Annotated in this window: 22 protein-coding genes; 21 read left to right on the forward strand and 1 reads right to left on the reverse strand. The window is 36.1% G+C overall.

Annotation, left to right across the window (positions count from 1 at the left end; all coding sequences use genetic code 11):
• Positions 1-811 precede the first annotated feature (811 nt).
• From C7437_RS01390 to recO, 6 genes are read left to right on the forward strand one after another with little or no spacing between them, the layout of a single operon-like run.
• Positions 812-2,923: an HD family phosphohydrolase gene (locus tag C7437_RS01390; RefSeq protein ID WP_245909176.1), complete on the forward strand. Its 2,112-nt coding sequence runs from the start codon at positions 812-814 to the stop codon at positions 2,921-2,923.
• A 20-nt stretch (positions 2,924-2,943) separates the two neighbouring features.
• Positions 2,944-3,429 (forward strand): rRNA maturation RNase YbeY, encoded by a 486-nt coding sequence (gene ybeY, locus C7437_RS01395; RefSeq protein ID WP_111437863.1) that lies wholly within the window; start codon positions 2,944-2,946, stop codon positions 3,427-3,429.
• On the forward strand, positions 3,416-3,781 hold the full coding sequence (locus tag C7437_RS01400; RefSeq protein WP_111437864.1) for a diacylglycerol kinase family protein: 366 nt from the start codon (positions 3,416-3,418) through the stop codon (positions 3,779-3,781). The genes ybeY and C7437_RS01400 overlap by 14 nt, the downstream gene beginning before the upstream one ends.
• Positions 3,782-3,792: 11 nt before the next feature.
• On the forward strand, positions 3,793-4,203 hold the full coding sequence (locus tag C7437_RS01405; RefSeq protein WP_245909177.1) for a cytidine deaminase: 411 nt from the start codon (positions 3,793-3,795) through the stop codon (positions 4,201-4,203).
• The gene (gene era, locus C7437_RS01410; protein ID WP_111437866.1) at positions 4,187-5,107 is read left to right on the forward strand and encodes a GTPase Era; all 921 of its coding nucleotides are present in this window, start codon (positions 4,187-4,189) and stop codon (positions 5,105-5,107) included. Before C7437_RS01405 ends, era begins: the two co-directional genes overlap by 17 nt.
• Positions 5,108-5,151: 44 nt before the next feature.
• Positions 5,152-5,937 carry a DNA repair protein RecO gene (gene recO, locus C7437_RS01415; protein WP_111437867.1) on the forward strand — a complete coding sequence of 262 codons (786 nt, stop codon included), beginning with the start codon at positions 5,152-5,154 and terminating at the stop codon, positions 5,935-5,937.
• A gap of 51 nt (positions 5,938-5,988) precedes the next feature.
• On the opposite strand, the gene C7437_RS01420 is transcribed toward recO, so the two are convergent.
• Positions 5,989-7,371 (reverse strand): glycine--tRNA ligase, encoded by a 1,383-nt coding sequence (locus C7437_RS01420; protein WP_111437868.1) that lies wholly within the window; start codon positions 7,369-7,371, stop codon positions 5,989-5,991.
• A 327-nt stretch (positions 7,372-7,698) separates the two neighbouring features.
• On the opposite strand from C7437_RS01420, the gene ccpN reads away from it, so the two are divergent.
• The 15 genes from ccpN to C7437_RS01495 all read left to right on the forward strand — a co-directional run bounded on the left by ccpN (position 7,699) and on the right by C7437_RS01495 (position 23,253).
• On the forward strand, positions 7,699-8,337 hold the full coding sequence (gene ccpN, locus C7437_RS01425; protein WP_170122288.1) for a transcriptional regulator CcpN: 639 nt from the start codon (positions 7,699-7,701) through the stop codon (positions 8,335-8,337).
• A gap of 11 nt (positions 8,338-8,348) precedes the next feature.
• A complete protein-coding gene (locus C7437_RS01430; RefSeq protein ID WP_111437869.1) occupies positions 8,349-9,158 on the forward strand; it encodes a pyruvate, water dikinase regulatory protein in 810 nt (269 codons plus the stop codon).
• Positions 9,159-9,379: 221 nt separating this feature from the next.
• Positions 9,380-11,212, forward strand: coding sequence for a DNA primase (gene dnaG / locus C7437_RS01435; RefSeq protein WP_111437870.1), 1,833 nt, complete (start codon positions 9,380-9,382; stop codon positions 11,210-11,212).
• A gap of 25 nt (positions 11,213-11,237) precedes the next feature.
• Positions 11,238-12,374: an RNA polymerase sigma factor RpoD gene (rpoD, locus tag C7437_RS01440; protein ID WP_111437871.1), complete on the forward strand. Its 1,137-nt coding sequence runs from the start codon at positions 11,238-11,240 to the stop codon at positions 12,372-12,374.
• Between the two features lie 445 nt (positions 12,375-12,819).
• Positions 12,820-13,368 carry a hypothetical protein gene (locus tag C7437_RS01445; RefSeq protein WP_111437872.1) on the forward strand — a complete coding sequence of 183 codons (549 nt, stop codon included), beginning with the start codon at positions 12,820-12,822 and terminating at the stop codon, positions 13,366-13,368.
• A gap of 215 nt (positions 13,369-13,583) precedes the next feature.
• Positions 13,584-14,540 (forward strand): sugar kinase, encoded by a 957-nt coding sequence (locus tag C7437_RS01450; RefSeq protein WP_111437873.1) that lies wholly within the window; start codon positions 13,584-13,586, stop codon positions 14,538-14,540.
• A gap of 15 nt (positions 14,541-14,555) precedes the next feature.
• Complete coding sequence (locus tag C7437_RS01455) at positions 14,556-15,176, forward strand: bifunctional 2-keto-4-hydroxyglutarate aldolase/2-keto-3-deoxy-6-phosphogluconate aldolase (RefSeq protein ID WP_111437874.1); 621 nt, start codon at positions 14,556-14,558, stop codon at positions 15,174-15,176.
• A gap of 15 nt (positions 15,177-15,191) precedes the next feature.
• Positions 15,192-16,262, forward strand: coding sequence for a mannonate dehydratase (uxuA, locus tag C7437_RS01460; protein ID WP_111437875.1), 1,071 nt, complete (start codon positions 15,192-15,194; stop codon positions 16,260-16,262).
• On the forward strand, positions 16,262-17,098 hold the full coding sequence (locus C7437_RS01465) for an SDR family oxidoreductase (RefSeq protein WP_111437876.1): 837 nt from the start codon (positions 16,262-16,264) through the stop codon (positions 17,096-17,098). Before uxuA ends, C7437_RS01465 begins: the two co-directional genes overlap by 1 nt.
• Before the next feature lie 6 nt (positions 17,099-17,104).
• Positions 17,105-18,109, forward strand: coding sequence for a LacI family DNA-binding transcriptional regulator (locus C7437_RS01470; RefSeq protein ID WP_111437877.1), 1,005 nt, complete (start codon positions 17,105-17,107; stop codon positions 18,107-18,109).
• A gap of 52 nt (positions 18,110-18,161) precedes the next feature.
• Positions 18,162-19,499, forward strand: coding sequence for a gluconate:H+ symporter (locus C7437_RS01475; RefSeq protein WP_111437878.1), 1,338 nt, complete (start codon positions 18,162-18,164; stop codon positions 19,497-19,499).
• 131 nt (positions 19,500-19,630) lie between these two features.
• The gene (locus tag C7437_RS01480; RefSeq protein ID WP_111437879.1) at positions 19,631-20,770 is read left to right on the forward strand and encodes an acyl-CoA dehydrogenase family protein; all 1,140 of its coding nucleotides are present in this window, start codon (positions 19,631-19,633) and stop codon (positions 20,768-20,770) included.
• Between the two features lie 207 nt (positions 20,771-20,977).
• The gene (gene cccA / locus C7437_RS01485) at positions 20,978-21,346 is read left to right on the forward strand and encodes a cytochrome c550 (RefSeq protein ID WP_111437880.1); all 369 of its coding nucleotides are present in this window, start codon (positions 20,978-20,980) and stop codon (positions 21,344-21,346) included.
• A 93-nt stretch (positions 21,347-21,439) separates the two neighbouring features.
• On the forward strand, positions 21,440-22,135 hold the full coding sequence (locus C7437_RS01490; protein WP_111437881.1) for a tRNA (adenine(22)-N(1))-methyltransferase: 696 nt from the start codon (positions 21,440-21,442) through the stop codon (positions 22,133-22,135).
• The gene (locus tag C7437_RS01495) at positions 22,135-23,253 is read left to right on the forward strand and encodes a Nif3-like dinuclear metal center hexameric protein (protein WP_111437882.1); all 1,119 of its coding nucleotides are present in this window, start codon (positions 22,135-22,137) and stop codon (positions 23,251-23,253) included. The genes C7437_RS01490 and C7437_RS01495 overlap by 1 nt, the downstream gene beginning before the upstream one ends.
• The last annotated feature ends 23 nt before the right edge of the window (positions 23,254-23,276 follow it).

Consider the following 23,276-nt stretch of genomic DNA (forward strand, 5'->3'; position numbering starts at 1 on the left):
AACCGTAATCATTGTGTAGAAGATTTTGTTAAGAAGAGAGGAGCCGCAAGTCTATCTAAAAAGGACGCCGAAGATGCAATTTCGGCTATCATGTCACGCCTTACTTGGATGAATGCTTCTCCATTCTTTAGAGACATTCATAGACAGTGTCTTAATTTCTTGTTGTATCCTATGTAGACAAGAATTTCTTCTTTAAAAATAAGCGAGTATTATACTGTAGAACAGAGGAGATAGCCTGAAATATCACCTTAAGGTGTTTGTCAATAGATAGAAGTTCTTTGTCAAATGACGTTGGTGAAGAACTTTAGTAGGCTATAATTTATTTATTTGTCACGGGACTGTCCAGAAAGTCAGTACAACTGATTTTCTGGACAGTCTTTTTTTGTAATTTTTCAAATATTGTTTTCTCTATCTAGTTGAACTTATGTTTCCTATATTCTCTTAGCTGATTTTCGTTCCGAGCGGCGACTCCAGTGGGATTAGCGTGACAGGTGAGACCCCACAGGAGCGCGGTTTTCGCGACGAGGAGGCTCACCGCACGCCCCACGGAAAGCGTCCGCTCGGAACGAAAATCAGCGTGGATCAGGATTTTTTTATTTCACTAACGTCATATATTGTACAACCTAGGTAGAAAGGGTTCTCCTCTTTTTCTCGTTTATCCTATTACCATAAGTTTCGTCCAAAGCGAACCGGCGACGTCCATATAGAAAAAGGGCGCTTCCGCTTTTCTAATGTTTAATTTGGGTCTATTTTTAACTTGTTACAAAATAAGGTATAATAATAGAATCAGTTATATGGGGGTTGAGATAGTGTGAAAACTTTTTTACTAAAATGGAGAGAATGGAGTAATCATAAATATCTGCCATTAGTAATCATCCTTATAACAGCAATTTGTATGTTTTTCTTAATCATTGACAATGTAAAGGAAAAACAGTATGACATAAAACTATTTCAATTATCACCCGAAACAATCCGTTCCGTAAAAACAACGGAGGATACCGTTAAAACAAAAGAAGAACGAGAAAAAGTAGAAAAAAATGTTCTGCCGGTATATGAATTTCAAGAAGAAACAGCTGATAATCAGGCGGCTATCATTGGATCTATTTTTGATAATGTTATTGCGGTCAAAGACAAGACAGTTCGAGAAGATGACACAGACGAAGCAAGTTTTAAATTGGATCAATTAAAAAAAGAAATGGTAATACTGACGGAAAATGCTTCTTATGTTCGGTTAAGTGATGAATCTTTAGCGGTGCTTTTAAATCAAACCTCTGAAACACTTAATCAATCAAAAGATATACTGATGACACTTGTGAGTTCATTACTAAGTGAACCTATTCTTACGGAAGATTTATCTGAAAAGAAAATGGAAATGCAACAAAAGATTGTGCAAAGATTTGATCATTCAGAGGATTACATGAACGTTCTTTCATCAATTGCGCGGATGAGTATTGTGGAAACGGAACTGGAAAATGAAGTACTTACAAAACTTAGAATAGAACAAGCTATAGCAAGTGTAGAGCCTACTCGAATTCTACAAGGGCAAATACTCGTGCAAAAAGGAGAAATTATTGATCGTGAAGTGTATCGACAATTAGAATTACTAGGTATGCTAACGAATAAGACTTCATCTAAACCTATTATTGGTACTATGCTATTTGTTTTGTTAACGATGTGGGTAATATATGTGCAAACGACTATTCGTCTAGAAAAAACAATTGATCGTTCGAAAGCATTAATCGTAGTTTCATTTAGTTTAATCGTTTCTGTATTAATGATGAAAGTATTACAAATAGTTTCTAATAATTTCGATGTATTAATTGGGTTTTTATTTCCAGCTGGAATGGTTTCGATGCTCGTATATATTTTAGTGAATGAACGAGCGGCTTTTATCGCAAGTTTTGTCTCAGCTGCATATGCTGGAATTGTTTTTCAAGAGGGCTATTCAACTGTGTTTCAAATGGAATTCTCTTTATATATACTTTTTGGAGGGATTGCAGGGATTTACGCACTTCAACGATTGAATAACAATTCTCAAATACTTCGCTCAAGCTTGATCGTTTCGAGTGTAAACATATTATTTATTACATTTTATTTATTAATGACAAAAACAACGTATGAATTTACAGATATCGGTTTTTATATTGGCGCGGCAGTTTTAGCAGGTATATTATCTGGAGCTTTAACAATTGGAATTTTACCATTTTTTGAATCAACATTTGGTATTTTGTCGACAATGAGGCTAATTGAACTATCGAATCCTAATCATCCACTTTTAAAGAAAATATTAACGGAAACTCCAGGTACATATCATCATAGTGTAATGGTTGCTAACTTAGCTGAAGCTGCATGTGAGGCAATAGGAGTAAACGGATTATTGGCTAGAGTTGGTTGTTATTATCATGACATCGGAAAAACGAATCGTCCTGAATTTTTTATTGAAAATCAAATGAATGGGTACAATCCACACGACAATTTACCTCCTGAGGCGAGTCGCGATATAATCATTGCACATGCTGTTCAAGGAGCTAATATTTTAAGGAAAAATAAGATGCCAAAAGAAATTGTGGATATTGCGGAACAACATCACGGAACGAGCTTGTTAAAATTCTTTTACCATAAAGCGAAAGAACAGCATGATTCAGTGGATGAGGAAGAGTTCAGATATCCTGGCCCTAAACCACAAATGAAAGAAAATGCGATAATATCAGTGGCAGATAGTGTAGAGGCAGCTGTAAGAGCTATGAAAGAGCCTAGTGGAGAAAAAATCCATACAGTTATTCAGTCCATCATCAAAGACAAACTACAGGATGGGCAATTTGATGAATGTGATTTATCACTTAAGGAAATAAAAAAGATGGAAGAAAGTTTTTGTACGACAATGAAGGGTGTTTATCATTCAAGGATTGAGTATCCAAAATAATAATAATGGGGGCAGTTACAATGCTAGATATAGATTTAATGGATGAAACAAATACACTTACAACAGATTTAATGGAACTTGTAGAAAAAGTTTTACAATCTGCCGCTGTCCAACAATCAGTAAAAGAGGGTAGCGAGCTAAGTGTTAGCTTTGTTACTAATGATGCAATTCAAGAAATTAATAAAACATACCGTAATAAAGATGTGCCAACCGATGTTATTTCTTTTGCCATGGAAGAAATGGGAGAAGGAGAAATTAAAATTATTGCTGCTGATCTGCCTACGTTATTAGGAGATATTATCATCTCGGTAGAGCGTGCAAGTGAACAAGCTGAATCTTATGCTCATACATTTGAAAGAGAAGTTTGCTTTCTAGCAGTACATGGGTTTTTACACTTACTTGGGTATGATCATGGAACAGAAGCGCAAGAAAAAGAAATGTTTGGTCTGCAAGAGACTATACTACAAGCGTATGGTTTGAAACGTGAAGGCCATGAACTTTCGTAAGTTTTTTAAGTCCTTTTCATATGCAAGTAAAGGAGTTATACATGCTATAAAAAGTGAACAAAATTTCCGTGTTCATTTACTTGCAGGAGTAGTTGTATTATTAGCTGCTTTAGCAACTGGACTCTCAAAGTTGGAATGGATAATCATTGTGATATTAATATGTGGTATGTTCGTGATAGAATTAGTAAATGCTTCAATCGAACGAGTAGTAGATATAGCGTCACCTGATTTCCATGAGTTAGCGCGCCAAGCGAAGGATCTGGCTGCTGGAGCATGTTTGGTATACGCTATTTGTACTGTTATAGTAGGTTTAATCATATTTATCCCGAAATGGTGGGGAATCTTATATTAGAGGTGACTAAGTTGAATAAAGAAATATTAATGGATGCTTCTAAAGTTGCAAGAGAAAAAGCATATGTTCCGTATTCGAAATTTCCAGTAGGTGCAGCACTTTTGACAAAAGACGGAGAAGTTATTCATGGCTGTAATATTGAAAATGCTTCTTATGGATTAACGAATTGTGCTGAACGAACAGCTATTTTCAAAGCAGTTTCAGAAGGAAAAACAGCATTTACTGCTATTGCAATAGTAGGGGATACAGACGGACCAATCAGCCCGTGCGGAGCTTGTAGACAAGTGCTCGCGGAATTTTGTGATGGAAGTATGCCAGTGTATTTAACAAATTTAAAAGGAAATGTATTAGAAACAACGGTTTCAGAATTGTTACCAGGAGCTTTTACAACGGAGGATTTAGACTATGCAGCAAAACAATGAAGGCTTTAAATCAGGGTTTATATCAATTATCGGAAGACCAAATGTAGGGAAATCTACATTTTTGAATCGAGTAGTAGGACAAAAAATTGCTATTATGAGTGACAAACCTCAGACAACTCGAAATAAAGTACAAGGTGTATTAACGCTAAAAGAAAGTCAAATGATCTTTATCGATACACCAGGTATTCATATACCTAAGCATAAACTTGGTGACTTCATGCTAAAAGTTGCAAAAAACACACTTCGTGAAGTGGATGTCATTATGTTTATGGTCAATGCAACAGAAGCAAGAGGGAAAATTGATGATTATATTATGGAAATGCTTGAAAACAACGAAACACCTGTATTTCTAGTGATTAATAAAATTGACCAAATACACCCAGATGAATTAACAAAAATTATTGATTCATATAAGAGGAAGTATGATTTCGCTGAAATAATTCCAATCTCTGCTCTACAAGGAAATAATGTAGATAATCTGCTCGAAACGGTTCAAAAGTATTTGCCAGAAGGACCACAATATTACCCAGCAGATCAAGTGACAGATCATCCAGAACGTTTTATCATTTCTGAATTGATTCGTGAAAAAGTACTGCATTTAACACGTGAAGAGATTCCGCATTCAATTGCTGTAGTAATTGATAATATCAAAAAAGAAGAAGATACAGAAAAAGAGATGATTCGTGTCCAAGCAACGATTATCGTAGAAAGAGATTCCCAAAAAGGAATTGTTATCGGTAAAAAAGGGGCTTTGCTTAAAGAGGTTGGTACAAGAGCTCGAAAAGACATCGAAATGCTACTTGGAACGAATGTTTATTTAGAGCTATGGGTAAAAGTACAAAAAGATTGGCGCAATAAATCAGCCCACTTGAAAGACTACGGCTTCAGAGACGACGAGTACTAAGAAAAGCGAAAGCGCCTAGTTAGTTAAGAAAGAAGGGAAGGCAATTGCTCCAAAAAGTAGAAGGGATTGTCTTGAGAGCTTCTTCCTATGGAGAGTCCGACAAAATTGTTACGATCTTTTCACGCGAGTTAGGCAAGAGAGCAGCGATGGCTCGTGGGGCTAAAAAGCCAACGAGTCGTTTAGCCTCGGTTTCTCAACCATTTACCTATGGATACTTTTTAATCCAGCAAGGGAGAGGGATGGGTACGCTTCAACAAGGTGAAATTATCGATTCGATGCGAACAATTCGAGAAGATATATTTACTACTGCCTATGCGAGTTTTATTATGGAGCTTGTAGATAAGCTAATAGATGATGAGTCTCCGAAACCCCATCTTTTTGACATTTTACACCAAGCACTTCAAGCAATTTCAGATGACTATGATCCTGAAGCTATTAGTCTATTCGTCGAGTGGAAGATGCTAGCAACTGCGGGAATATATCCTGTTTTGCACCAATGCGTAAATTGCGGAGCAACGGACGGGGAATTTGCTTTTTCTTTTGCACAAATAGGATTCTTATGTCATCGATGTTTTTCAATTGATCGATATTTAATCAGATTGACTCCTGCACAAGTTAAGCTAATTCGCACATTTTACACTGTTCCGATTGATCAAGTAGGGAAACTAACGCTTAAAAAAGAGACGAAAACTTTTATCAAAAAAATTATTCGCACGATTTATAGTGAACAAGTCGGGATCCAATTGAAGTCTCAAAAGTTTTTAGATCAAATGGAGAGAACCCCAGAATTTTTCACACCAAAAAAAGATCCAAGTTCAGAAGAGCATTAACTCTTCTAACTTGGATCTTTTTTGGTAATGGTGTAACTTCCGCTTTTCTAATTAAAACTGCAGTTTTTCTTCAATATATCCTTTTACTTCTGCAATCGGCATTCTTGTTTGTTCCATAGAATCACGGTGACGAACTGTTACTTGGCCATCAGTCTCTGAATCGAAATCATATGTGATACAGAATGGAGTTCCGATTTCATCTTGACGACGGTAACGTTTACCAATTGATTGAGACTCATCATAATCCACCATAAAGTGTTTGCTTAAGTCTGAGAATAATGATGTTGCGCCTTCAGACAATTTTTTAGAAAGCGGCAAAATTGCAGCTTTAATTGGAGCTAGAGCAGGGTGGAAACGTAATACTGTACGAGTGTCATCGCCTTCTAATTGCTCTTCATCATAAGCTTCACATAGGAATGCAAGTGTTACACGGTCAGCTCCTAGAGAAGGTTCGATACAATACGGTACATAACGTTCATTCGTAATTGGATCAATATAGTTAAAATCTTCTCCAGAATGTTCCATATGCTGTTTAAGGTCAAAGTCAGTTCTATCTGCAATACCCCATAGTTCGCCCCAACCGAATGGGAATTTATATTCGATATCTGTTGTAGCATTAGAGTAATGTGAAAGCTCATCTTCAGAATGGTCACGTAGGCGAATACTATCTTCAGCAACACCTAAGTTTAATAACCAGTTTTTACAATAGTTGCGCCAGAATTCAAACCATTCCATGTCTTCACCAGGTTTACAGAAGAATTCCAATTCCATTTGTTCGAATTCTCTTGTACGGAATGTAAAGTTACCTGGTGTAATTTCATTACGGAAACTTTTACCTACTTGTGCGATACCAAATGGCATTTTTTTACGCATAGAACGTTGCACATTTTTATAGTTAACGAAAATTCCTTGAGCAGTCTCAGGACGTAGGTAAATTTCATTTGTTGAAGCCTCTGTTACGCCTTGGAATGTTTTGAACATTAAGTTAAATTGACGAATATCAGTATAGTCGAAAGCGCCACAAGTTGGACATACAACTGCATGTTCTTTCATGATTTCTTCCATTTTTTCAAATGAAAGTCCGTCTATTACCATTTCCATTCCTTTTTTATCAAGTGCTTCTTCGATAATTTTATCTACACGGTGACGAGACTTACATTTTTTACAGTCTATCATTGGGTCATTAAAGTTTCCGATATGACCTGATGCTACCCATGTTTTTGGATTCATCAGAATTGCAGCATCTAATCCAACGTTATAAGGGGATTCTTGTACAAATTTTTTCCACCAAGCTTTTTTAATATTGTTTTTTAATTCCACACCTAGTGGACCGTAATCCCAAGTGTTCGCCAATCCGCCATAAATCTCAGATCCCGGGAAAACAAAACCTCTTTGTTTCGCTAAACTAACTACGTTTTCCATTGTAATTGTCATGTAATAACCTCCATTTTTTTTGACTGCTTTTAAAGGGAGACAACAAAAAAACTCGTCTCCGGGCATTTATAGCCCGGGGACGAGTTTTAAACCCGCGGTTCCACCCCGATTGATTGTAAAATACAATCCTCTTTAAAAGCATAAGCTCCAAGCTGCCGTTTCCTGTATTGTGGCCTTTCACTATCTACCACTCGCTAATATTACAGTACTTATAATGCTCTTCAACGCTTTATTATTTGTAGCTATTGTATCACGAGCATCTTTACTTCGCAATAATAGGATAAATAGTATATACTATTTGAGTATTAAGTATAACACTTTGAGGCGGTGGGTCCAATCGAACTCAACAAAAGACAAGTCGAAATTTTGGACATTGTAAAAGGAAATGGTCCTATTACAGGTGAACAAATAGCAGAGCGACTGCATTTAACAAGATCTACACTAAGACCTGATTTAGCCATATTAACGATGGCGGGTTTTCTAGATGCTAGACCACGAGTTGGTTATTTTTATTCAGGTAAAAAGACAAGTCAAGCTATTTCAGATGATATTGCACAAATGATTGTGAAAGATTTTCAATCAATTCCAGTTGTAGTGCAAGAAAGTATGACTGTCTATGATGCTATTTGTCATATGTTTTTAGAGGATGTAGGCTCTTTATTTGTTGTTGATAAAAATTCGATTTTGTCTGGAGTGCTTTCTAGAAAAGACTTCTTACGAACTAGTATTGGAAATCAAGATCTTAATAAAATGCCAGTTCATATGATTATGACGAGAATGCCAAACATTACGTACTGTTTTAAAGGTGATACATTAATCGATGTGGCGAAAAAATTAATGGATCGTCAAATTGATTCATTACCTGTTGTGGAAGAAAGAGAAAATGGTTTTGAGGTAATTGCAAGAATTACAAAGACAAATATTACGCGTGCTTTTCTGTCATTAGCTGATGACCATGATCTTTAGGGGGGAGACCTATGAAAAAACTTAATTTATTTATTGTTTCAGATTCTATAGGAGAAACTGGAGAACTTGTGGCAAAAGCGGCAATAAGTCAATTTAGACCTGGTCTTCAAAATACAACACTAAAAAGATTTACACATATTGATTCATTAGATCATATAAAAGAGATTACTGAGCTTGCTCATGAAAAAAATGCCATGATTTTATATACGCTCGTTCGAACGGATATGAAAGAGGCTTTGGTTGAATACTGCACACAATATAATTTGAAATCAGTGGATTTAATCGGCCCGGTAATTGATTTACTTGAACAGAATCTTGGGGAAAAGGCAATGGAAGAACCAGGGTTAGTACGTAAGTTAGATGAAGATTATTTTAAAAAAATAGAAGCAATTGAATTTGCTGTGAAGTACGATGATGGAAGAGATCCGAGAGGCTTATTACTGGCAGATATCGTACTTGTTGGTGTTTCAAGAACTTCCAAAACACCGTTGTCACAGTATTTAGCACATAAGCGATATAAAGTTGCGAATGTACCTTTAGTTCCGGAAGTAAAACCCCCAGAAGAGCTTTTCTTAGTAGATCCAGCTAAATGTTTTGGTTTAGTCATCACACCAGAAAAGTTAAATACAATCCGCAAAGAAAGATTAATAGCAATTGGTTTAAATCATGATGCTAGTTATGCTAGAATAGAACGTATCAACGAAGAAATAGAGCACTTTAATCAAGTTGTTCAAAAAATTGGCTGTCAAGTCATTGATGTAACAAACCGAGCAGTTGAAGAAACTGCAAATGTTGTTATTAATCATATTCAGCAAAAATAAATTGGACGAAAAAGAACCGATTCACGTTTGTGAAGAGGTTTTTTTCTAATGTCTATCGAACTAAGTATAGATTAATAAAAGAAAATGTTTTATAATTATTATTTGTGGAAAATATTAAATAAGAGCCTTTGAAAAAATTTGTGATTTATTTTGTCGATTCTTGCAGGAATTTTAACGATTATCTCGAATTAAAATAAATAGCAAGTAAAGATGGTGAAACAATGACAAATCGTATAGAAGAAGAAGTAATAGAACAAGTTAGAAATAATACAGATATTGTCGATGTTATAAGTGAATATGTTCAACTTACGAAAAGAGGTAGAAACTTCTTTGGTCTTTGTCCTTTTCATGGTGAGCAAACACCATCTTTTTCAGTAACACAAGAAAAGCAAATTTTCCATTGCTTCGGGTGTGGAGCTGGCGGGAACGTTATTACATTTTTAATGGATATCGAGAATTTGGCATTCCAAGATGCAGTTAGCAAGCTTGGCGGTCGAATTGGAATAACGATAGCTGAAAGTTCCTCAAGCCGTGATGAAACAAAAGCACCAGTTTCAAAAGAAGTAACTCTCATGAAGCAAGCTCACCATTTTGCGAGCGAGTATTATCATCATTTATTGCTTCATACAGAAGAAGGAGAAAATGCGTTAAATTATTTAGAAGAAAGAGGGTTTTCTAAAGAGATTATTGAAAAGTATAAAATTGGCTGGTCGCTTCCTAGTTGGGAGGCACTTACAACCCTATTAGAGCGTAAGGGTATGGATTTACAGGAAATTGAGAAAACTGGGCTTATTATTCGCAAAGAAAATGAATTGAAGTATTTTGATCGGTTTCGAGGAAGAATCATGTTCCCTGTTTATGATGAAAGTGGAAGTGTAATAGCTTTCTCAGGTCGTATTCTTCAAAAATCAGATGAAGATGCTAAATACTTGAATAGTCCGGAATCACCAATTTTCCAAAAAAGCCAAGTACTTTACAATTTAGATAAGGCTCGATTAGAAATTAGAAAACATCAAAATATAGTTGTCTTTGAAGGATTTTTAGATGTAATTGCCGCATCAAAAGCTGGAATAACAAATGGAGTTGCAACAATGGGAACGGCTTTGACGTCTCAACATATCATAAAGATAAACCGTCTTACTTCAAATGTTACTCTTTGTTATGATGGCGATAAGGCGGGTATGGAAGCTGCTAAAAGAGCTGCTGGATCATTGCAAGCGCAACATATCCAGACAGAAATAGCGATTATACCAGACGCGATGGATCCGGATGATTATATTAAAACGTACGGAGAAGATGCATTTCGGACTAAAATTATAGAAAAGCCCCATTCCTATTTATCTTTTATGATGATTGTGTCAAAAAGAGATAAAAACTTTAACAATGAGAATGACACGCTTCAGTATATTCAAGAAATATTGGAAATACTGAGTGAGAGAACTTCTACTGTAGAACGTGATTTGTATGTTCGACAACTTTCACAAGAAACAAATGTATCCGAAGAAGCAATAAATCAACATTTACGTAAACTGCAGGGAAACAAAGCAAAGCAATCAAAACATCAGCAACGTACTCCTGTGCAGATGAATCCAGAATTAAGAAAACCGAAAAAAAATGCAACTGCAGATGAACGGGCTGAAAGAATATTATTATCTCATATGTTGTATAATCCGCAGGTCATTGATATTGCGCGAAATCAGTCAGAAGATCAATGTTTTATCAGAGATATATATGAGGCTGCATTTGTTCGATTAACAGGTTTTTACGAAGATTTTCCAAATGGAGATTATCAACGGTTTTTGGAAATGGTAAACGATCCAGAATTAAGAAAAATAGTTATGGAAGCAGCGCTCTCAGAACGTGATCCAGATCATGAAACAGAGGAAGTCATGGACTGTTTGCGTCATATTAGAAAATACCGGGTAGAGCAACTGATTGTACAAAAATTACATGAAGCAAAAGAAGCGGAGAAAATGGCTGATATGTCAAAAGCTATCCGATTAGCTCAGGAAGCAATTCAGCTAAAAAAATCACTAGCAACTTTTGAGAAATAAACCGGTAGCAAAAGGAGGAATTCTTATGGCGGACAAGTCTAAGTCTGAACGTACGAAAGAAAAAGAAGCAGAAATTGAATTATCATTAGCAGAAGCAAAAAAACAATTAATTGAAATAGGTAAAAAAAGTGGTGAATTAACATACCATGATATAGCAGAAAAACTTGCTCATTTTGAATTAGAATCTGATCAAATCGAAGAATTCATCGACAACTTAGAAGGTAAAGGTATTGAACTTGCTAGAAAAGATGGCGATGAAGAAGATTTAGATCGATTGACAAAAGGGAAAGAAGATACATTCGATTTAAATGATTTAAGTGTTCCACCTGGTATTAAAATTAACGATCCAGTTCGTATGTACTTAAAAGAAATTGGACGAGTAGACTTATTAAAAGCATCTGAAGAGATTGCACTTGCTGAAAAAATTGAGCAAGGAGATGAAGAAGCTAGAAAACGATTAGCCGAAGCAAACCTTCGATTAGTAGTGAGTATTGCGAAGCGTTATGTAGGACGTGGAATGCTTTTCTTGGACTTAATCCAAGAAGGAAATATGGGTCTTATTAAAGCGGTAGAAAAATTTGATCACCGTAAAGGTTTCAAATTCAGTACGTATGCTACTTGGTGGATTAGACAAGCTATCACTCGTGCGATCGCAGACCAAGCTAGAACGATTCGTATTCCAGTGCATATGGTGGAAACGATTAACAAACTAATTCGGGTTCAACGTCAATTACTGCAAGATTTAGGTCGCGAACCATCTCCAGAAGAAATTGGAGAAGAAATGGATCTATCTCCTGAAAAAGTACGTGAAATCTTAAAAATTGCGCAAGAACCAGTTTCCTTAGAAACTCCAATTGGGGAAGAGGATGATTCGCATTTAGGCGATTTCATCGAAGATGCAGATGCTCAGTCTCCTTCTGATCATGCAGCTTATGAACTATTAAAAGAACAATTAGAAGATGTGTTAGACACGTTAACTGATCGTGAAGAAAATGTTCTTCGTCTTCGTTTTGGTTTAGATGACGGTCGTACAAGAACACTCGAAGAAGTTGGGAAAGTATTTGGCGTAACTCGTGAACGTATTCGTCAAATCGAGGCGAAAGCATTACGCAAGCTTCGTCATCCATCTAGAAGTAAACGTCTAAAAGACTTTTTAGAATAGAATTGAAGTCAGAGAGACATCCTTTAAAAGGATGTCTCTCTCTCATTTATCAGGTTCTTTGTCAAATGACGTTGGTGAAGAGTTTTAGTCGGCCATAATTGATTTATTTATTTGCCATGGGACTGTCCAAAAAGTCAGTAAAACTGATTTTTTGGACAGTCTTTTTTATGTAGTTTTTCAAGTCTTGTTTTCTATATCTATTTGAACTTATGTTTCCAATATTCTCTATGCTGATTTTCATTTTGAGCGGCGACTCCAGTGGGATTAGCGTGACAGGTGAGACCCCACAGAGCGCGGTTTTCAAGGGCGAGGATGCTCATCGCACGCCCCACGGAAAGCGTCCGCTCGAAACGAAAATCAGCGTGGATTGGTTTTCTTATGATTTTCTAAGCAGGCTGAAGGTGATATACTAAAAGTATTGGTGAAAAAGAAATGAGGGCGAGTAATGTCATTAGAAAAGAAGGAAATAATATTAAATGAAATCGGTTTTTGGAAGAAGAACAAGCTTTTGCCTGAGCATTATTGTGATTTTTTAACGGCTTTATATGCACAAGGAGAACAGATAGAAGAAAAAGATAATACTTCTAAAGCAGTTCTTGCAAAAGAGAAAAAGAAAAATATAGTCCAGGCCGTTATGATTGGTATTATTACAGCTATTTTATTAGCCGCACTTATATTTATGACAACAGCTGTTTATGTCCCGATTATTATTTCTGGAATTGTCGTGTTCACGTTTTTATACATAGCTATTAAACTAGCAAAAACAAAGTCCTTTATGGCAACATTACTTTACGTTTTCTCTGCCCTTATACTTCTAGGACTTTCCTTTAAAATATGGAATGTTTATTTCATGGAATATCCTTCTATTTTGATTGGGTTAATTATTGGAAACTGCTTAATGTGGTTGTTCACTGGTTTGCTTCTAAAACTTATTTATTTTAGTATTTCTGGTATAGTCGGAATTGTATTTATCTTATCTTATTTATTAATATAAATCATTTAATCAACATTCATAAAGCCTTGATACGACAACGATTTCTTTACATTAAAGAAAATGTTGTCGTATTTTATTGTGGAAAATCTACATACTTATATAAATAATACTTGATATTGAAAACCCTTTCACTATATAATTTGTATAAACCGGTTTACTAAACCGGTTTATACATAAAATTAGATGAAATATTAAATTGAAAGGAGTAGATTGATTTGGCTTCCAATTATAGTGTTTTGACACTTGGAGACGCGTTAATAACATTTAATCCATCTGCTACTGGACCTTTAAGATATGTACCCACTTTTTCAAGAAAAGTTGGAGGTGCGGAATTAAATTTTGCAATCGGATGTGCTCGTCTTGGGCTAAATGCTAAATGGGTTAGCCGTTTAGGTGGAGATGAGTTTGGAAGAGTTATTTATAATTTTGCACGTGGAGAAGGAATAGATGTTTCTGAAGTGAAACTTGTCGAAGGATATCCTTCATCTCTTAACTTTAAAGAAATTCGTGAAGATGGTTCTGGGAAAACTTTTTATTATCGTTATCAATCGCCAATTCTTACGATGGAGCCTAGTGATATCACATTAGAAATGTTAGAAGGTGTTGACCTTGTTCATTTGACAGGTGTTTTTCTAGCAATTGATCCTAAAAATTTAGCAATAACAAAACAAGTGTTGAAGCTTGCGAAAGAAAAAAACATTCCTGTGTCTTTTGATCCAAATATTCGATTGAAACTTTGGTCAATTGAAGAAGCAATAACAGCTTACATGGAAATTTTCCCGTATGTAGATATATTACTCACTGGTTTAGATGAAATTGACATGATAATGGGAGAGTCTTCTGTAAATTCCTTAGAAGCATGTGCCGAGCGTTTTGATATTTCACAACTAGTTATTAAAGACGGTGGAAATGGTGCAAGAGTGTATACAAATGACACTTGGTATTCTAAAGAAGCTTTTGCAGTGAATCCAATTGATACTGTTGGAGCAGGTGATGGTTTTGACGCAGGTTATATTTATGCTTACCTTCATGGCTACGAGCCACTTGAAAGATTAGAATTTGCAAATGGTGTAGGTGCTCTTGTTACAACCGTTTCTGGAGATAATGAAGGGCTTCCTGAGTTACAAGAAGTGCTTGCCTTTATTCGCAACGAAAAAGTAATTGAACGATAAGGAGGAGATTTCATCATGACAAAACATTCCATTTTGACTGAAATAACGGAATCGAAAGTAGTAGCGGTTATTAGAGGGAATAGTGCAGAAGAGGCTATTCAATTGACGAAAGCTGCCGTAGAAGGCGGTATCCGCATAATCGAATTAACATATACAACACCACAAGTACAAAAAGCTTTTGAAGAACTTCAAAACATAGATGCAGTTTTAGGGGCAGGTACTGTACTTGATGCTGAAACAGCACGCCATGCAATTTTATACGGAGCTAAGTTTGTCGTAAGTCCACATTTTAGTGAAGAAGTTGCAAAAGTGTGTAATAGATATGGAATTCCTTATTTACCGGGCTGTATGACAATTCGTGAAATGGTCAAAGCATTAGAATCTGGCTGTGATGTATTGAAATTATTCCCAGCTAATAACTTTGATCCTTCCTTTATCAAATCCGTTAAAGGACCTTTACCACATGTCCAAATTATGCCAACAGGCGGTATTAACGTGAGCAATATGCAGGATTGGTTAGAAGCGGGTGCAGTAGCAGTTGGCGTCGGTAGTGATTTAAACAAAGCCTATACAGCTGGCGGATATGAAGCTGTTGTAGAAGCTAGTAAAAAATATATAAACGCTAGTACAAAGTAAAAGGAGGTAAAGCATATGAATATGACATTTCGTTGGTATGGTCGAGGTAATGATACGGTAACACTTGAACAAATTAAGCAAATTCCAGGAACGAAAGGGATTGTGTGGGCACTTCATCAAAAACCTGCAGGAGTTGTGTGGGAAAAAGAAGAAATTAAAGAAGAAATCGATTATATTAATTCATTTGGTTTCCATACAGATGTTGTAGAAAGTGTTAACGTTCATGAATCGATTAAATTAGGTAACGCAGAACGTGATCAATACATTGAAAATTATAAAGAATCTATCCGAAATCTTGGAGAGTTTGGTGTAAAAGTTATTTGTTATAATTTCATGCCTATATTTGACTGGACACGTACGGAGATGTTCCATCCACTTGAAGATGGTTCTACAGCTCTGTTTTTCGAAAAAACAAAAGTAGAAAATCTAGATCCGCAAGAGCTTGTAAAAACTGTTAGTGAGTCATCTGATTTGTCTTTACCAGGATGGGAACCAGAAAGAATGGCTCGCATTGGGGAATTATTTGAAGCTTACAAAGAAGTAGATGAAGAAAAACTTTGGGAAAACCTAGCCTACTTCCTAAATGAAATACTTCCTGTAGCTGAAGCTGCTGGTATTAAAATGGCTATCCACCCGGATGATCCACCGTATTCTATTTTTGGATTACCAAGAATCATTACGGGAGAATTTAGTTATGAAAAACTAATTGCTATTTCAGATTCAGCTGCCAATGGATTTACTTTATGTACTGGATCTATGGGAGCCAATCCTGACAATGACATGGTGCAGATTGCTAAAAAATATGCTTCCCGTTCACCTTTTTCACATATACGTAACGTGAAAATTTATGAAAATGGAAACTTTACGGAAACATCTCACTATACAACGGATGGTTCAATTGATATTAAAGGTGTAGTTGCAGAATTACATAAACAGAACTACGAAGGATATGTTAGACCAGATCACGGTCGTCATATTTGGGGAGAAGTTTGTCGCCCAGGTTACGGCTTGTATGATCGTGCTCTAGGCATCATGTATTTACATGGTCTATGGGATGCATATGAGACGAAGAAGGAGGAAGTATAATGATACCGATTCATGAAAATTTAGAAGGCCGGGTTGCAGTAATTACCGGCGGTGGCGGTGTACTATGTTCTCAAATGGCGTATGAGCTTGCTCGTCACGGAGTTAAAATTGCAATTCTGAACAAAACAGCTGAAACAGGTCAAATAGTTGCAGATAAAATTGAAGCAAATGGTGGACAAGCTATAGCAGTCACAGCAAACGTATTAAATAGACAATCTCTTATTCAAGCACAAGCAAAGATTATAGAAAAATTCGGGCAAGTAGACATTCTTATAAATGGTGCTGGTGGAAATCATGCAGATGCGATTACCGGACCTGAAAAATACGAAGAAGGCGCAGAAGGAAAATCATTTTTTGATTTAGACGAAAATGGATTTTCAGATGTATTTTCTTTGAATTTCAACGGTACTTTTCTAACTAGTCAAGTATTTGGGAAGGAATTATTAAAAGCTGCATCTCCAACAATTATTAATATTTCTTCTATGAGTGCATATGCACCGTTAACTAAAATTCCTGCATATAGTGCGGCTAAAGCTTCCGTTAATAACTTTACAATGTGGATGGCTGTTCACTTTGCAGAAGCAGGTCTAAGAGTAAATGCAATAGCGCCAGGATTTTTTGTAACAACACAAAATAAGGATTTATTGTTAGATGAAAACGGAAACTATACTGCTCGTTCTCAAAAAATTATGGAAGCTACACCGATGAAAAAATTCGGTAAACCAGAAGATTTACTTGGGGCATTATTATTCTTAATAGATGAATCATACTCTTCATTTGTTACGGGGACAGTGATGGCTGTAGACGGCGGTTTTATGGCTTACTCTGGTGTTTAATAATCGATGAAAAACATTACAATTGCAGATGTAGCAAGTCAAGCGAAAGTATCTAAAAGTACAGTTTCTCAATATTTAAACAAGCGGTATGAGTATATGAGTGAATCTACAAGGCAAAAAATTGAACAAACAATAAAAGAATTAAATTATCATCCTAATATCGTCGCTCGAAGTTTGAAACAAAAGTCTACTTATACAGTGGGAGTAATCGTTGCAAATATTCTTCACACATTTTCTACTCAAATAATACGTGCGATTGAAAATTACTTTCATCAACACGGTTTTCATATTATTGTGTGTAATGCAGATGATGAGCCGGAAAAAGAAAGAAATTATATTGAAATGCTAATGGCGAAGCAAGTTGACGGAATTATTATATTCCCTACTGGTGGCAATATTGACTTATATAAAAGTATGATCAAAAAAGAATTTCCAATTGTTTTTATGGACCGGACAATTGATGAATTAGAAATACCTACCGTGATGCTTGATAATATACAAGCATCTACTTTAGCGGTGGATCGCTTAGTAGAAAGCGGTTACAGTCGTATAGCAATTGTTACCACATCCATTATTCGAAACATTAGTCCACGTGTTGAGCGAATCCAAGGGTATAAACTTGCACTTGAACAACATCAATTACCAGTTCAATCAATCTATATTAAGACGCCTGAGGTAGATCAAATCGAAGAGGCACTTGATGAGTTATTTAAACAAGGAAAACCTCCACAAGCGATAATTGCAGGTAATGATAGGGTTTTAATAGACGTACTAAAATATATAAAACAACATAATTTGAAAATACCATCAGAAATTGCTGTAATTGGTATTGATGAAGTATCATTTGCAAGCTTTTTTACACCACCTATTACGACTATTTCACAACCAGCAATCGACATGGCAAATCTAGCAGTAGATTTATTGTTAAAGCAAATAAAAGGTGCAGATAGTGCGGATGAGAAGAAAGTCTATCGCTTACAAGCAAGCTTAAATGAAAGAGAATCTTGCTAAAAAAGTTTGATTATTTGAGGTATTAGCATATTATATTTGGGGGGAAATAAGCATGGATTGGATTATCGAATACTTGCCGATCATTTGGGTGGCACTAGGAGTCGCGCTACTACTTTATTTGAATATAGTGGTAAAACTTAATAGTGTGTTAGCACTACTGATTGTTGCAATACTTGTAGGTATTTTAAATGGGTTAACATTAGATGCAGTCGTTATATCCATAAAAACTGGATTTGGTAGCACATTAGGAAGTTTGGCCATTATTATCGGTATGGGTGCTGTACTTGGAAAACTAATGGTTGATTCTGGTGCTGCTCAACGTGTAGCTTCTACCTTACTGAAAAAATTCGGAGTGAAAAATGTCGAATGGGCGATTTTAATTGTAGGTACAATATTTGGAGTTTCTGTTTTTTATGAAGTTGCATTTATTATCCTTGCCCCTCTTGTTATTAGTATTGCAATGGAAGCGAAAATTTCTTATTTACGCTTAGGAATGACAATGGTAGCTGCTGCAACAATGGCACATAGTATTTTCCCTCCACAACCTGGTCCAACAGCTCTTGTTGATGCATATGGCGCTGATATGGGTATGGTGTATATATTAGGTATTGTTGTAGTTGTACCTTCTATTATTTGTGCGGGTATTATATTACCGAGAATGTTGCGAAATATGGATTTACCAGTTCCGCCACTATTGAAAAAATCAAAAGACTTTACAGAAGAAGAAATGCCTAGTTTTGCAATTAGTTTAATCATTCCTTTATTACCAGCAATCATTATTACGGCTGCTACAGTGATAAATATTTTTGTAGATAAAGAATCACAGTTTTCTAAAATTATTAATTTCTTTGGTAGTGCTGAAATTAGTATGATTCTTGCGGTTCTAATCGCAATTTATGTTTTTGGAATAAAAAGAGGTAGAACAATGAAAGAAGTGATGGATTCTTTCTCTGGTGCTATTGAAGGAATCGCAATGATTATTTTCATTGTAGGTTCAGGTGGTGCATTTAAACAAATCATTTTAGATACTGGTATTGGTGATTTCATCGCTGGATTGATGCAAAATACAAGTGTGTCTCCATTAATCATGGCGTGGCTCATTACAGCGATTCTTCGTATTGCAACTGGGACAGGCGTTGTGTCTGCCATTACTGCAGCTGGAATTGTAGGTCCACTGATTCATACATTTGACGTAAATCCGGTGTTAATGGTTCTAGCAACTGCTGCCGGTAGTAATACAATTACACACGTAAATGATGCTTCTTTCTGGTTGTTTAAAGAGTATTTTAACTTATCGATTAAAGATACATTTAAAACATGGGGACTTTTATTGTTCACAAACTCCGTTGTAGGTCTTGGAGTGGTATTACTTTTAAGTCTATTCATTTAAATAAACTCTGCTGCTAAATTCCTTTTTCAAGGGAAATTACCAGCAGAGTTTTTATATTGAACTGTGAATATTACATATTTTCAGTATAATAGAAATGTAAGCGTTTTTTCATTGAAAAGGGGATGGAATAAATGAATTTTGATTTGACACAGGAACAACAAATGATTCGTAAAACAATTCGTGAATTTGCTGATGAGGTTGTCGCTCCAGGGGCTATTGAGCGAGACAAAACAAAAGCGTTTCCGAAAGAAATCTTTAAACAGTTAGCCGACATGGGGATGATGGGCTTACCGTTTTCAGAAGAATACGGCGGAGCAGGAGCTGATACGGTCAGTTTTGCGATTGTAACGGAAGAGTTAAGTCGTGCATGTGCTTCTACGGGTATTACGTATTCGGCCCATATTTCACTTGGAGGAGCACCACTGAACTTGTTTGGAACGGAAGAACAAAAGCAGAAATACTTAGTTCCTGTTTGTACAGGGGAATCTTTTGGAGCTTTTGGTTTAACAGAACCGAACGCAGGATCGGATGCAGGGGGTACGCAAACCGCTGCAAAAGAAGATGGAAATGACTTTGTGATTAATGGAAATAAAGCATTTATTACGAATGCTAGCTATGCAAAACATTTAGCAATAACTGCTATCACGGATGTAGTAGATGGTAAAAAAGAAATTTCTGCAATTATTGTTCCAACTGACGCAGAAGGATTCACAGTAATTGATAACTATGAAAAAATGGGATTAAATGCTTCCAATACAACAGAACTTGTTTTGGAAAATGTACGAGTTCCTCAAGAAAATTTACTAGGCAAGCGTGGAAATGGATTTAAACAGTTCCTAGTAACACTTGACGGTGGACGAATTGGCATCGGCGCAATGGCAGTAGGGATTGCACAAGCAGCTTTTGATCGTGCACTTCGATATTCGAAAGAACGCAAACAATTTGGTAAAACACTTTCCGAATTCCAAATCACACAATTTAAACTTGCCGATATGGCGATGAAAATAGAATTAGCTCGAACAATGGTATATAAAGCAGCGTGGTTAAAAGACCAAGGAAGAGCATTTGGAAAAGAAGCTTCAATGTGTAAACTCTATGCTTCTGAAATCGCGATGGAGGTTGCAGATCAAGCAATTCAAATACATGGCGGTTATGGTTACATGAAAGAATATGAAGTTGAGCGTTATATGAGAGATGCAAAACTACTCGAAATTGGCGAAGGAACATCAGAAGTTCAGCGTATGGTTATTGCAAGACATATTGGGTGTTAGTAAACTTGTGCATAGTAAATAATCCTTTTGAAGGGAATTTGCTTAAAGTTTATCCTTTATTCCTTTTTTAGGCTCGAAATTTTGTCTAAATTGTCACAAAAAAATAAAACTTCCTCAATAGGACTTTTCGTTTTCACTAGAATGCAGTACAATATGAGTGTTGACTAATTCTATATTAGAAAAGATTGTAATGAGGGAGGGTTAATTATGCAAAAGAATCCAATAATTCCATTTATCTTAATCATGGCATTTGGTATCGGTCTAATTTTCTTCTTATCTGTTGATGGAGTAATCAACAAAGAAGAAATTGCTGCAACTGAAGAAGCTGCTGATGGTGGCGGTGAAGAAGCAGCAGCTGGTGAATTTGATCCTGAAGCGTTTGCTCAAGGAAAATGTATAGGTTGTCACGGTAGTGCATATGAAGGACAAGGTGCTTTCCCTGCATTAGTAGGAACTGCGCTTTCTGAAGATGAAGTAAAAGACGTGTTAGCAAACGGTAAAGGCGCAATGCCTGCTGGTTTAGTACCAGAAGAGAACATTGATGCTATGGCCGCTTGGGTTAAATCTTTAGAGTAGAAAATATTTGAACAAAAAGATCTTTGATTCTGTTAAAAGAATCGAGGTCTTTTTTCTTTTTTGTTATAATGAGTAGAAGAAGAGGTGTTTATAGTGAATGCAAAAAATTTGTCGGAACGTTTAATGAAAGTTGCATCTTTTGTAGAAAAAAATACAATGCTTGCAGATATTGGTAGTGATCATGCGTACTTACCTTGTTATTTAGTTCATAATGGTGTCATTACACATGCAATTGCTGGTGAAGTGGTAAAAGGACCATTTGAATCTGCACGAAAACAGGTAAAAAGTGAAGGTTTGGATAAACACATAGATGTACGTTTTGGAAATGGTTTAGCAGTTATTAAAGAAGAAGATCATGTCCAAACGATTACAATCGCAGGCATGGGAGGTCCACTCATTGCCTCGATTCTAGAAGCTGGAAAAGAGAAACTCACAACTGCTGAAACGTTAATCTTGCAGCCAAATGTACATGCAAAAGCGATTCGTGAATGGGCAATAAAAGAACAATGGAAAATTGACCAAGAAGCAATATTAGAAGAACATGACAAAATTTATGAGATTCTTGTATTGAAAAAAGGGCTAATGGAGCTGACAGAACAAGAATTATTAGTTGGGCCACAACTGATGAGAGAAAAATCGGATGTTTTCAGAAAAAAATGGTTGAATGATGTATTTGAATGGCAACGAATCTTAGATCAACTGAATAAGACGGCATTAACAGAGGATGTTCAAGCAAAGAAAGACGAACTGGAGAAAAAAATTTCACTTGTTAAGGAGTCGATAGAGTGATGAAGCAAACAAATGGACAACAGATAGTTGAACTCTTTGAAAAATGGGCCCCGAAATCGCTTGCCTATGAAGGCGATCCAATAGGACTTCAAATAGGTACATTAAATAAGCCTGTTTCCAAAGTACTTGTTACATTAGATGTCAATCCGAAAGTCGTAGAAGAAGCGGTAAAGAATGGCTGTGAGCTAATCATTGCACATCACCCACCTATCTTTCGTGGATTGAAAAATATGCGAACAGATCTCCCGCAAGGTAGCTTAATTGAAATGTGTATAAAACATGATATTGCTGTTTATGCTGCGCATACTAATTTAGATATTGCGACAGGCGGAGTAAATGATTTACTTGCAGAAGCACTTAAGTTAGAAAATGTGGAAATTTTAGAGAAAACTACTGCTGAAAAAATGATGAAACTTGCTGTCTTCACACCGAAAGAAGCTACTGAACAAGTAAGAGATGCCTTAAGTAAAATTGGTGCAGGGCAAATTGGGGAGTATGAGTCATGTAGTTTTACATCAAGTGGGGAAGGCAGATTTAAACCATCGAATAAAGCAAATCCGTATATTAGTAAGGCTTGTGAGTTATCGGTTGTAGAGGAAGATAAGTTGGAAGTAGTATTCCCAGTGTCTAGGAAGAATCGTGTTTTAAAAGCATTATTGGCATCACATCCTTACGAAGAACCGGCATATGACTTAATAACTTTAGACATTGAAGTGAATGAAAAAGGGATTGGCAGAATTGGTACGTTGTCTAGTCCTACAATGCTATCTACTTATGCACAAACAGTAAAGGAGCAGTTAAATGTTCCGTTTGTAAGAGTGGTAGGAGATTTACAACGAGAAGTGAAAAAAATAGCAGTGCTAGGTGGCGATGGCAATAAATACATTAATATCGCTAAAAGAGCAGGTGCTGACGTCCTTATAACAGGAGATATGTATTTCCATACTGCACAAGACGCAGAAGCGATTAATCTAGCTATAATAGACCCTGGTCATCATGTGGAGCAGATTATGAAAGTTGGAGTAGCAGATTACATGACAAAAGCTTGTTCGAAAAGTAAGCTAGTCTGTCAATTCATCCCATCCGAGCTATCTACTGAACCATTTCAACTTGTATAGAATAGAAAAAAGCTGCTCGTAGA

Source organism: Psychrobacillus insolitus, from assembly GCF_003254155.1.
In the GTDB taxonomy this organism is placed as follows: domain Bacteria; phylum Bacillota; class Bacilli; order Bacillales_A; family Planococcaceae; genus Psychrobacillus; species Psychrobacillus insolitus.

Coding starts and splice junctions, on each gene's coding strand:
- ybeY (WP_111437863.1), top strand. CDS start 2,944: ATGCTAGATATAGATTTAATGGATGAAACAAATACACTTACAACAGAT.
- C7437_RS01400 (WP_111437864.1), top strand. CDS start 3,416: ATGAACTTTCGTAAGTTTTTTAAGTCCTTTTCATATGCAAGTAAAGGA.
- era (WP_111437866.1), top strand. CDS start 4,187: ATGCAGCAAAACAATGAAGGCTTTAAATCAGGGTTTATATCAATTATC.
- C7437_RS01420 (WP_111437868.1), bottom strand. CDS start 7,371: ATGACAATTACAATGGAAAACGTAGTTAGTTTAGCGAAACAAAGAGGT.
- C7437_RS01430 (WP_111437869.1), top strand. CDS start 8,349: ATGAAAAAACTTAATTTATTTATTGTTTCAGATTCTATAGGAGAAACT.
- dnaG (WP_111437870.1), top strand. CDS start 9,380: ATGACAAATCGTATAGAAGAAGAAGTAATAGAACAAGTTAGAAATAAT.
- rpoD (WP_111437871.1), top strand. CDS start 11,238: ATGGCGGACAAGTCTAAGTCTGAACGTACGAAAGAAAAAGAAGCAGAA.
- C7437_RS01445 (WP_111437872.1), top strand. CDS start 12,820: ATGTCATTAGAAAAGAAGGAAATAATATTAAATGAAATCGGTTTTTGG.
- C7437_RS01455 (WP_111437874.1), top strand. CDS start 14,556: ATGACAAAACATTCCATTTTGACTGAAATAACGGAATCGAAAGTAGTA.
- uxuA (WP_111437875.1), top strand. CDS start 15,192: ATGAATATGACATTTCGTTGGTATGGTCGAGGTAATGATACGGTAACA.
- C7437_RS01465 (WP_111437876.1), top strand. CDS start 16,262: ATGATACCGATTCATGAAAATTTAGAAGGCCGGGTTGCAGTAATTACC.
- C7437_RS01470 (WP_111437877.1), top strand. CDS start 17,105: ATGAAAAACATTACAATTGCAGATGTAGCAAGTCAAGCGAAAGTATCT.
- C7437_RS01475 (WP_111437878.1), top strand. CDS start 18,162: ATGGATTGGATTATCGAATACTTGCCGATCATTTGGGTGGCACTAGGA.
- C7437_RS01480 (WP_111437879.1), top strand. CDS start 19,631: ATGAATTTTGATTTGACACAGGAACAACAAATGATTCGTAAAACAATT.
- cccA (WP_111437880.1), top strand. CDS start 20,978: ATGCAAAAGAATCCAATAATTCCATTTATCTTAATCATGGCATTTGGT.
- C7437_RS01495 (WP_111437882.1), top strand. CDS start 22,135: ATGAAGCAAACAAATGGACAACAGATAGTTGAACTCTTTGAAAAATGG.